The 11,483-nt window shown below is 69.5% G+C and carries 6 protein-coding genes; 3 read left to right on the top strand and 3 right to left on the bottom strand.

Going from position 1 to position 11,483, the window contains the following annotated elements; translation table 11 throughout:
* A partial coding sequence (locus ACY34I_RS39080) for a hypothetical protein (protein WP_462760368.1) occupies window positions 1-563 on the bottom strand: 563 nt, incomplete at its 3' end.
* A gap of 322 nt (window positions 564-885) precedes the next feature.
* On the opposite strand from ACY34I_RS39080, the gene ACY34I_RS39075 reads away from it, so the two are divergent.
* Both ACY34I_RS39075 and ACY34I_RS39070 read left to right on the top strand, forming a co-directional pair.
* The gene (locus ACY34I_RS39075; RefSeq protein WP_462760366.1) at window positions 886-3,894 is read left to right on the top strand and encodes a helix-turn-helix transcriptional regulator; all 3,009 of its coding nucleotides are present in this window, start codon (window positions 886-888) and stop codon (window positions 3,892-3,894) included.
* 265 nt (window positions 3,895-4,159) lie between these two features.
* A complete protein-coding gene (locus tag ACY34I_RS39070; protein WP_462760364.1) occupies window positions 4,160-7,966 on the top strand; it encodes a S8 family serine peptidase in 3,807 nt (1,268 codons plus the stop codon).
* A gap of 805 nt (window positions 7,967-8,771) precedes the next feature.
* On the opposite strand, the gene ACY34I_RS39065 is transcribed toward ACY34I_RS39070, so the two are convergent.
* A complete protein-coding gene (locus ACY34I_RS39065; protein WP_462760362.1) occupies window positions 8,772-10,481 on the bottom strand; it encodes a 3-ketosteroid-delta-1-dehydrogenase in 1,710 nt (569 codons plus the stop codon).
* A 141-nt stretch (window positions 10,482-10,622) separates the two neighbouring features.
* Here ACY34I_RS39065 and ACY34I_RS39060 point away from each other — a divergent pair, with 141 nt between their 5' ends.
* On the top strand, window positions 10,623-11,183 hold the full coding sequence (locus ACY34I_RS39060; RefSeq protein WP_462760360.1) for a TetR/AcrR family transcriptional regulator: 561 nt from the start codon (window positions 10,623-10,625) through the stop codon (window positions 11,181-11,183).
* Between the two features lie 107 nt (window positions 11,184-11,290).
* On the opposite strand, the gene ACY34I_RS39055 is transcribed toward ACY34I_RS39060, so the two are convergent.
* The coding region (locus ACY34I_RS39055; RefSeq protein WP_462760358.1) for a hypothetical protein at window positions 11,291-11,483 on the bottom strand (193 nt) is incomplete at its 5' end.

The raw sequence follows: 11,483 nt of genomic DNA, 5'->3' as shown, positions 1-11,483 counted from the left end.
CGTCCAACCGGCAGCCGGCCATTGGCGGCAAGGAACCTGGCGGCCTGCCGGGTGCGGGACTTGATGACGCTCGACGGCAGATGCTGCCCGCCAGGGATCGACGCCCGAAGCTGCTCCCACTCCTGCGGGGTGCGTTTACGCGGATCGGCCGGCCACGTCGCCAGCACACCGGAGGTCAGGCCCGCACGCCACGACGCCGAACGCAGAATGCGCCCCGCCTGCTCCTGCGCCATCCGCACGACCCGGTCATTGACCCTCACACCCACCGGCGCGGTAACCGTCCAGCCCAAGCGTCGCAGCGCCATCCACGCATTTGACGGAAGTTTCCGGCCACCCGCGTCGTGTCCGGAGGCCAACACCTCCACATCCGCGCAGTTCCAGCGCTCCGCCAACAGGCCGGAAACCATCCCCGCCACCAGATCGGCACACCAGCCAACACGTTGCGCAAGCACCGCCTGCGACAGAACCTCACCGCTCTCCTCGTCCACCCCTGACCGGAGCACGGCCCGGGCGCAAGCGGTACGGGAAGTCTCGCCGTCGGCCAGCGGCAGCGTTCTGGTCACCGACTCATCGCCTCGACAATGATCCAGGAGAACCCGCGATCACGACCGGCCCACTTCACCGGAATCTCCCCCGAACCAGCCCAAAAGCAAAACGCCACGATCCACACGGCTAACCTAGGATCACCGACGATTCCTAATCAAGTTGGTCAGCCTGTCATCCTCGCGTGGCACGCAATGTAGATCACCGCCGCGTATGGCTTGGAGCGCTCGTCGCTGCGCCGGCGTTCTCATTTCGGTGTTCAAGACGGCTATGACCAGGACGGACGAGGTTTTCGGCACTCGCGCCGTTCCAGCACCGGCGCGTTGATCGCTATTGTCAACTGTGAATCGCGCGTGGCAGTGCGGTGCGGAGGTGGAGGTGACGGCTCGAGCCGACCGACGCCAGCGGGCATCGGTGGGTTGGCCAGCGAAGACACCCACGCTGGTCGGCCGGGATGAGGCAGTCAGTAGGGTGGCGGGTGCCCTGGCGCGTGGCCCGGCGCTCGTGATAGTGGAGGGCGAGGCCGGGATCGGCAAGACCCGCCTATTGCGCGAGGCCTTGGGGACACTCGCCGACCGACCCTCGTCACCCGAGGGGGTGCTGATCGCGACCTGCCCTCCGGTGCCTGAGCCGGCCCCACTGGGAGCGGTTGTAGCCGGCATCCGGCGGCTGGCACCCAAACTGGATGCGCTCGGCATAAGCGCGTTGGGCGGAGCCTTGCGGCCACTGTTCCCAGAGTGGACGGACGATCTCCCGCCCGCGCTGGAGGTGCTGGACGACCCGAGCTCCGTCCGGTACCGGCTGTTCCGCGCGTTGTCGGAGTTGGTCGAACGGCTTGGTGTTGACGTCCTTGTTGTCGAGGACGTCCACTGGGCCGACGTCGCCACGCTGGAATGGCTGCTGACGTTGTGCGCCGACGAACGCGATCTCTCGATCGTGGTGTCCTTTCGGCCGTGGGAGGTGAGGGCGGGATCGCTGCTGCCGCGGCTCACCGCACGTGCTCCCGCCGGCATGTCCCGCACCCGTATCGAACTGAAGCCGTTGGATGTTGGGCAGATCCGGCAACTCGTGGCCTCAATGTATTCCACCGACGACGTCTCCGAGCAGTTCGCCGAGTTCTTGTACGACGCGACCGACGGCATCCCTCTCGTCGTCGAGGAGTACCTACTGCTGCTGGAAGACCGCGACGACATCACCCGGGAAAACGGCCACTGGACTCGCCGAGTCCTCACCGAGCTCGACGTGCCGGCATCCGTGCGCGAATCGGTCCTGGAGCGGGTCCACCGACTCGACCGGGACACCCAGCGACTGCTCGAGGCGGCCAGCATCCTGATGGACCCGGCCGACGAGCCGCTGCTGTCCGCGGTCGCCGACCTCGACGAGTCCGCCACCCGCGGCGGTGTGGCCCGGGCGTTGGCCTCCGGCCTGCTGTGCGAGCGCTCGACCGGTCGATTCACCTTCCGGCACGTGCTGGACGCGCAGGCGATCAGCGGCGTGATGCCGGTCTCGGAGCGGCGCCGGATGCACGCGCGGGCCGCGCGGGCGCTGCAGCGTGAGGACCACCCGCCGGTGGCGCGCCTCGCCCACCACTTCCGCGAGGCCGGGGACGAGGCTCAGTGGTGTGGGTACGCCGAGGCGAGCGCCGAGCTGGCCCTGGAGTCCGGCGACGACCGTACGGCTGTCGAGACCCTGCTGCAGGTGATGAACGCCGCCGAGCATCCGATCGGTCGGCGAGTCCGGCTGGCCCGCCGGCTGGGTCAGGCAGCCTTCTTCGGTGCAGCCGCTCTTGGTGATCTCGCCGAGCACGTGGTCGATGTCCTTCGCCGGGTTCTGGGATCAGGTGAGATCGCCCGGGCTGACCGGGGCGAGCTGCGGTTGTTGTTGGGCCGCATGCTGTGGGCGGTCGGCGAGCGGTCCGCCTCGTTCGAGCAGTGGGAGGCGGCTGTTCCCGATCTCGGCCATCGTCCGGATCTGGCGATCCGGGCGATGGCCAACATGGTGCTTCCGCTGATCCCGGACTGGCCGGTGAGCCGGCACCGACACTGGTTGGGCCGCGCCGGCGAGTTGCTCGATCAGGTCGCGACGAAGGACCGGCGGGCGTTCCTGGACATGCGTATGACCGCGCTGCTCCTGCTCGGCGAGGAGGCGGGCTGGGAGGCGCTCAGGCACCTCCCTGCCTCGGCGCCGACCCGGGCGGGCGAACGTGACATCGCGAACACCCGGGTCAACGCGGTCTGGGCGATGCTGGCGTGGGGCCGGTTCGACGGCGCGCGCGAGCAGTTGGCCGTGTGTCGCCGGCACATCGAGGCCGCCGACTCGTCGCGACTCACCTACCTCGCCCTGGCTGTGCAGGCTCGGCTCGACTGGTACGTGGGGAACTGGTCCGGACTTGACGCCAGGGTGGCGGAGCTGGCCGGGCGCGAGGACACCGACGCTGAAAGCAAGCTCCATGCGCGGCAGGTTCGCGGCCTGCTGCAGCTGGCCGCCGGTGGACGTTCCGCGGCCCAGCGTGAGCTGCACGAGGTCGCTCTGGAGCAGACTCGGCTCGGTGTTATGGAGCCGGAAGCGGTGGCCGTGCCGGCGGCGCTAGCCCGGTTGCACTTGGCCGACGGCGACCCGGCCCAAGCGCTCTCGATCACCGGACCAGTGGTGCACCTGATCGCGTGCAAGGGTGTGTGGCTGTGGATCAGCGACATCGCGCCGGTCCACGTGGACGCGCTCCTCGACATGGCTGCGGGGGACGACGCCGACGACTTCGTCGCCGCGTTCGCGCACGAGATCGCCGATCGAAACTTCCCGGCACCGCTGGCCGCGCTCGTGACGTGTCAGGCCATCGTGGCCCAGGCCGCAGGCGACCCACGCCGGGCCGCCGACCTGTTCGCAGAAGCGGCGCGGCGGTGGGCGGCGCTGCCGCGACCCTATGACGAGCTGCTCAGCAGGGAGCGGCAGGGCCGGGCGCTGCTGGCCGCCGGCGAGATCGCCGGCGCGCTGGAGCTGCTGGCCGACACCCAGCAGCGACTGCACGACCTGGGCGCCCGGTGGGACGCGGACCGGGTGGCCCACCTGGTGCGGGAGCACGGGGGAGAGGTCGCTCGCACGTGGCGCGGCGGGCGCCGCGGATACGGCGACCGGCTGTCCCCGCGCGAGCTCGACGCGGTGGGTTTGGTCGCTCGTGGCATGACGAACCGGCAGGTCGCCGAGACGCTGTTCCTGTCGCCGCGCACCGTGGAATGCCATGTCAAATCCGCGATGCGCAAGCTCGGCGTGACGTCGCGGACCGCCCTCGCTATCGCCGCGGTCGAGGCTGGCTTCATCGCGCCGGACGGCGGGGACTCGGTCGGTGCGGGATGAATTCTACGTAGTCTGCACGATCGCTAGCGGCCACTGCGGTCGCGATGCTAGCCGGTATGGCCAACGATCCGCCGGAAGCGCAGGAGGCCGAGAGGGCGTTAGCCAGCTCGCCGGCCGATCAGAGCAGCCCTGCCTGCGCTCCGCCGCCCGACCCCGATGACGGGCAGTCGGCTCGACGCGGCGACGCAGACCAGGCCGGCGACGCCGGCGGGAAGCACTACGAACCACTGTGACCGGCCTTGCCGGCGGCAACCAAGGAGTGTCGATGACCCCACGACCTGCTTCTCCGGGCGGACGATCCCGCCTCGGCCGACTACTGTCGCTGCTGGCGGCACCGATGCTGGCGGTGCCCCTGCTCGGCGCCGCGTCGCCCGGCGCCGGTGTCGACGGCCCCGGAGCCACACCGACCGGCGTGGTGCTGTCGGCGCTGCCTAGTGGCGCCGCCAGTGCAGACCCGATCACCCTCATCACCGGTGACCAGGTATGGCTGGAACCGGCCGAGGACGGACGAAAGGTCGCCGTCGTCGAGCCGGCCCCGCGCCCCTCCGGGCAGGAGCCCCAGTTCGAGGTGCTCGACAAGGGCGACGACCTCTATGTCATCCCGTCCGACGCGGCGATACTGATTCCGGATCGGTTGGACCGGGAGCTGTTCAACGTCACCAAGCTGGTCAAGTACGGCTACACCGACGGCGTCTCGGTGATCGTGGCCGGCGCACCGACGCGCGCCGCTGCGGCAAGCACCAAGGGCCTGGCGGTGACCACCCGCCTGTCGAGCGTCAACGGGTACGCCGCCACAGTGAAGCCCGACGGCGGTTGGTGGTCGACGATCGCGCCCGCCAGCGGTACCGCGAGGACGCTGACCAGCGCCGGGAAGGTCTGGCTGGACGAGATCGCCGAAGTGAGCCTCGACCAGAGTGTGCCGATGATCGGCGCCCCCGTGGCGTGGTCGCAGGGCTTCGACGGCACCGGCGAGACCGTGGCGGTGCTGGATACCGGCGTCGATCTCAACCATCCGGACCTGGTCGGGCAGATCGCCGGCAGTCGGATCTTCACCGGTGAGGCCAGCATCACCGACCAGCATGGTCACGGTACCCACGTGGCCAGCACCATCGCCGGTACCGGTGTCGGTTCGAACGGCAAGTACAAGGGTGTGGCTCCGGGAGCCGACCTGCTGATCGGCAAGATCTGCACAGCGTCGGGCAGTTGCCCGACCTCGGCGACAATTGCGGCGATGGAGTGGGCCGCACCGTTGGCCGACGTGGTCAGCATGAGCATCGGCAGCAACGTCGGTGACAGCGGCGCCTCGCCGGAGGCGATGGCGATCAACCGGCTGAGCGCGAGTCATCCGCACACGCTGTTCGTGGTTGCCGCCGGCAACAACGGGCAGCAGGGCGCGGGCAGCATCGCGTCGCCGGGTTCCGCCGACGCGGCGCTCACCGTCGGTGCGGTCGACAAGCAGGGCAAGCTGGCCTACTTCTCCGGCCGTGGCCCGCGGTTGGGCGACTTCGCCATCAAACCGGACGTCACCGCACCCGGCGTGGGAATCGTGGCGGCACGCGCCGCTGGGACGTCCATGGGGACACCCGTGAATACCCTGTACACCTCCGCGAGCGGCACCTCGATGGCGACCCCGCACGTCTCGGGAGCGGTCGCCATCGCGATGCAGCACAACCCAGAGCTGACCGCGAAGCAGGTCAAGGCCGAGCTGATCGCCGCCGGACGCCCCAGTGCGGACGCGAGCGTCTACGAGCAAGGCGGCGGCCTGATCGACGTCCCGGCAGCGATCAACGCGCCCATCCTGGCGACGCCGGAACCGTTGAACGTGGGCTTCTTCGCCTACCCCCAGGACAACACTCCGGTCACTGCCAGACCGGTGACCTTCACCAACCGCAGCAACGCGGCCGTCAGCCTCGACCTGGCGCTGGACGTCACGCACAAGGACGGCACCGCGGCACCGAGTGAGGCACTGTCGGTCAGCCCGGCCACCCTGACGATCGCCGCTGGCGGCACCGCTACGGCGACCGTGAGCCTGGACGTCCGGAATCTGCCGAAGGGCGTCTACGGCGGCTACTTGAAGGCGCAGGGCGCAGCCGCCAATGTCCACGTGCCGGTCGGGTTCACCGTGGAACCACCGATGGCCGACCTGACACTCACCGGCATCATGCGGGACGGCCGCCCGGCGACCCGCGCCAGCGCCGTCTACGTCCTCAACGCCAACGACCCGAAACAGCCCTGGAAGGAGCTGCGCTTCGACAACGGCGTTGCAAGCGGGCGGTTCACGCCAGGTACCTACTACATCGTCGGCGCGATCCAGACGATGGACGGCGCCAACCGGTACATGCTGAACAAGACGATGATCGGGGCCCCGACGGTGCGCCTCACCGCGGACACCGCGCTGACCTTCGACGCGCGGCAGGCCAAGGCGATCTCGGTCGACACCCCGGAGCATCCCGAGGCATTGCCGGTGGATCAGATAGCAAAGACAGTGGTCGGGTACGGCGGTCCGAGCTCGACCGAAAACTTCGCGCCGCAGTGGATCGGGAAGTGGACACCGACGTACGTGCTCAAGTCCGGCCCGGCCGAGCTGAAGCCTATGGAATTCGTCCAGCAGGTCCGGCTCGCAGCGGCACCACTGGAGCTGAAGGTGCTGTCGCCACGGGCCGAGGACGTGTACATCCAGCCGCTGTCCGGCACACCAGAGATCGACACGTCGATGGACCTCGACCTGGCGTACGTCGGCCAAGGCGCCGAGGCCGACTACACCGGCCTGGACACCACGGGCAAGGCGGTGCTGGTACGGCGGTCGGACACGCCGTACTCGACGATCGAGGCGACCGCGCGTGCGCACGGAGCGAAGGCCCTGGTGATCATGCACGACACCAGCGGGTACTTCTTCGGCTCGGTGGGCGCCAACGCGCAGATTCCGTCCATGGCGATCAGTGGCGAGGCCGGGCAGCAGCTCCGTGACCAACTGGCGAGCGGAAAGGTTGCGGTGCGGGTGTCGGGCACGTCCTGGTCGCCGTACCTGTACGACCTGGCCCTGATCCGGTCCGGTGCGCTTCCGGACGGCGTCGAGGAGACTGTGCACACCGATGACCTCGTCACCGTGGACAACGCGTTCCATGGCGAACCGGGCGGGGCGCAGGGTGAGTACCGGGCGCTGTGGCGGCCTTACCTGCTGTTCGCGGCGTCGCAGTTGTCTACCGTCAAAGCCGCGCGGCAGCGCACCGAGTACGTGACCGCCGGGACGGACTCGCTGTACCGGCAGGCCGTCAACGCTCAGTATCCCTCCGGGGGACCTCTGCAGGAGCGCGACGTGACCTACCCGGGCGTCGAACACATCAAGCACGAGTGGTTCCGTGGCCCGAACCACCCCACCGTGCTCGATCCGACGGGTCCGCGTAACCCGGGTTACCCGGTTACCCGGACCGGGGACGTCATCACACTCCAGCTTCCCGAGTGGTCGGACAGCAGCAGCGCGGAACACTACGGCAACGGCGGCAGCACCGATACCTCGCCGATCAAGTTCTACCTCGACGGGAACTACGTCGGTCAGGCGTCCCGCCCGATGGTGAAGCTGACCGGCCTGCCGCCCGGCGAGTCGACGGCGCGGTTGGAGCTGACCACCACCCGCAACGCACCGTGGTGGCAGACCTCCACCAAGACCGTGACGAACTGGACGGTGCGGACCGCCCGCCCGAGTGCACCCGCGTTGGTGCCGATGCTGACGGTGGACTACGACACGCAGCTCGACCGGACCAACACCGCTGTACTGCCGAGTGATCGCAACGGTCCGGCCACTCTGAAGCTGCACGTGCGGCACCAGGCCGGGTACGTCGGAGGCGCCATCGCCGGAGCCAAGGTATCGATCTCCTACGACGACGGGGTTACCTGGCAGGAACGACCGACAAAGGTCACGCCGGGGGCCGGCAACTTCCAGGCGATCCTCGACTCGACGGCCGCCGGCGACACCCCGACCGGGTACGCCTCGGTGCGAGTGGAGGCCTGGGACACCAACGGCAACCGCATCGAGCAAGAAATCACCCGCGCCTGGCGGTTGGCACCCCGGTAGGTCAGACGATCGACGGTGGCGTGCGACAGTCGAGGTCGCACGCCACCGTCGGTGTGCAAATCACGATGCAACGCGAGCAGGGACCGGGCGCAAAGGCGCAGATGACGGTCGACTCCAGCGGACGCCCCTGCCGCAACACCTCGAAACACTGCCCGCAATGCTTGACCCCGCTACGGCACTGCAAGGCTCCCGACAAGCCCACCATGGCGGGTTGGAAATGGGCCCTGTGTCCCCACCAGTCCTGCCGTTGGCAGGGCGACCGCGGCCACGGGGCATGGCGGCGCATCGCCGCCCGCGGCCTCACCCACCAGGCCAAGACCGTCACCGACAAGACCACAGGGCACATGGTCATCCGCGCCGTGGTCGACAAACTCGAAGCCGCAGCCGTCGTCACCCCGACCACGAAGACCAGCCGGGTGGGACCGGTCGAAGACCGGCCCCACCCGGCGCAAGTCATCACGCCCCGCGCCCAGGCGACGCAGGGCACCCTCCCCCACCCGGCCTCACAGCCGGGCGGGCAAGCGTCCGGAGGGACACGCACCAACGGACCGGAAGCTGCCCCGCGCAGCCCACCGACACCAGGGCGTGAACACGATCAGCACACCCACCACCGGCCACCGGCCACGCGGAGCCGCGTTGGGCGCGGGATTCCACTTCCACGCCCACGCGACCCCACCACGGTGGGAAACGATCCCGGAAACCCAATCCGACTCAGGATCAAGCTAATCAGAGACGCTCGGATCGCACAAGGCGGTCCTGACCACCCCGGGACTGGTCAGGGCCGTCGTGTCGTGCGGCCGGCGCGCTAGGCAGCGGCGGCTCGCTCGGCCGCGTCGGAGGCGATGATGTAGCCGAACACCAGGCCCTGGCCGATGGTGGCGCCGGCACCGGGGTAGACGGCTCCGAACACGTTGGCGGCGGTGTTGCCCTGGGCGTAGAGGCCCTCGATCGGCTCGCCGGCCTCGGTGAGCACCCGGCCGCGGCCGTCGGCGATCAGGCCGCCGCAGGTGCCGAGGTCGGAGAGCACGACCTTGACGGCGTAGTAGAGGCGGCCGTCGAGGGGGCGCAGGTTGGGGTTCGGCACGACGGTGGGGTCACCGTAGTAGCGGTCGTACGCCGAGTTGCCCCGGCCGAAGTCCTCGTCGGTGCCAGCGCCGGCGTTGGCGTTGAAGCGGGCGACGGTCGCCTCGAAGGCGGACTCCGGGACGCCCATGGCGCGCGCGAGCTCGGCAGGGGTGGCGGCCTTGTGGGTGATGCCTGCCTCGTACCACTCCTTCGGGAGCGGCATCCGCGGGAAGGAGCCGCCCGCGAAGACGTAGCTGTTGCGGTAGGTCTGGTCGAAGACCAGCCACATCTCGCCGACCGGGTCGCCGTCGCGCTCGCGCTGGAGCACGGTCTGGCCGAAGGTCATGTAGTCGGTGGACTCGTTGATGAAGCGCTTGCCGTGGGAGTCGATCATGAAGGAGCCGGGCAGCGACCGCTCGGCCAGCAGGATCGAGGGCATCGCGCCGTCGGCGATTGGGTGCACGGCCGGGAACCACCACGACTGCTCCATGTTGCCGATCGCCGCGCCGATCTCCTGGGCGATCCGGATCACCTCGCCGGTGTTGCCGACGGCGCCGAGGCTCACGTCCTCGACCAGCGAGGGCGACTGGTACTGCTGGCGCATCGCCATGTTGTGGTCGAAGCCGCCGGCGGCCAGCACTACGCCGAGACGGGCGGTCACGGTGACCTCGCGGCCTCGTTGGGTGAGTACGGCGCCGGTGACGCGGCCGTCCTCGACGACGAGACGGGTCAGTGCGGTCTCGGTCCAGATCGGCACGCCGGCCTCGATGAGTCCGGCGTACATGCCGCCGGCGATCGCCTGGCCGCCGGCGACGTACTCACGACCGATGACCTTGCCGCCCGCGCCCTGCAGGATCCGCTTGATCGCCTTGGGGAAGCCCTTGCCCGGCTTCTTCGCCATCAGGTTGAGCCACTTGTAGTCGGCGCCGGTGATCGGCATCGGCAGCGGCGCCTCCATCGTGGCTGGCTGGAAGCGGCTGCGCTCCTTGCCCAGCTTGCGCAGGTCGAACGCGCGCGACTCGACCGAGCGGCCGGCGGCGCTGCCGCCTGGCTTCTCGGGGTGGTAGTCGGAGTAGCCCTTGGCCCAGAACAGCTTCAGCGGCGTGGTGCGCTCGAGCATCCGCACGGTCTCGGCGCCGTTGTCGATGAAGGGCTGCCAACGCTCGCGCGGGCTGGAGCCGGCGACGACGGCCTCGACGTACTCGGCCCCGCGCTCCTCGGAGTCGATCGCGCCGTCGCGCTTGAGGACCGGGTTGGCGGGGATCCAGAAGGCGCCGCCGGAGCGGGCCGTCGAGCCGCCGACGTGGATGGTCTTCTCGGCGATGGCGACCTTCAGGCCGCGCTCGTGGGCGGCCAGGGCGGTCGCCATGCCGGTGCCGGAGCCGATCACCAGCAGGTCGACGGTGGTGTCCTCGACGCGGAGGGGCTCGGAGGGGTGTGGAGCACTCATGACACGGGTTCCTTCCTCGGTGGTTCGTAGCCGTGGTGCGGCGCTCTTCCGTGGTGTCTGCCGGAACGGTGGCAGAGCGTCGTGGCGGATATCGCCATCCTAGCCGTTCGGCTAGTAGGTGCTAGTCGCTAGGCTGGGAGAATGGCCACATGTAAGCCAGCCGCGCCGGGCCGCGACGGAGTCCTCGCGGCGGCGCTCGAGCTCTTCGCCGATCGCGGGATCGGCGCCACCTCGCTGCAGATGATCGCGGACCGGCTCGGGGTCACGAAGGCTGCCGTCTATCACCACTTCCGGACCAAGGCCGACATCGTCATCACGGCGTTGCGACCCGGCCTGGACCAACTCGCCGCGGCGGTGCAGCTGGCCGAGAGCCACACCGACCAGCGGGCTCGGGCCGGCACGGTCATCGCCGGCATGGCCGAGTGCCTGGTCACCAATCGCCTCGGCTACCAGGTGATGATGTCGGACCCGACCGCCACACGACTGCTGGAGTCCGACCCCGAGCTCGCGGAACTCTTCGAGCGGGTACGCCGCGCCCTGGGCGGCCCGGACCCCGACATGACCACCCGGATGGCGGTCGCCTGCTTCCTCAGCGCCTGCCTGGGGCCGGCCACCGACCCCGGCTGTGCCGACAGCACCGACGCCGAGCTGCGCGCGGCCGTGCTCGACGCGGGGGAGCGGCTGGTCCTCAGTCGCCTCTGAGGCAGGGCGGCCCGGGGCGAACCGCCCGATTGCCCGGAAACAAGGACGGTGCGCGGCCGCGTCCCTAGATCCTTGGGTTCGAGAATCTGAACACGTGGGTCAGGTTTTCAGGCTGCGGTTTTGAGTCGTGCTCGGGCGATGTAGTCGTCGACGTGGTGGTCGATGGCGGCCAGGGCGTGGCGGAGGGCGGGTGGTGCTTGGGGTTGGTCGGTGGCGAGGAGTGGGCGTAGGAGGCGGTCGTTGAGTTTGGTGTAGAAGATCGCGAGGCGTTGGCCGTCGGGGGTCAGGACGTAGGTGTGG

This window comes from Micromonospora sp. RTBAU3-60 (assembly GCF_054963695.1).
This window is presented reverse-complemented; position numbering and strand designations above follow the sequence as displayed.

What these genes read in the sequence shown, in the direction of transcription:
- ACY34I_RS39070 (WP_462760364.1), top strand. Translation starts at nt 4,160, where the DNA reads ATGACCCCACGACCTGCTTCTCCGGGCGGACGATCCCGCCTCGGCCGA.
- ACY34I_RS39060 (WP_462760360.1), top strand. Translation starts at nt 10,623, where the DNA reads ATGGCCACATGTAAGCCAGCCGCGCCGGGCCGCGACGGAGTCCTCGCG.
- ACY34I_RS39065 (WP_462760362.1), bottom strand. Translation starts at nt 10,481, where the DNA reads ATGAGTGCTCCACACCCCTCCGAGCCCCTCCGCGTCGAGGACACCACC.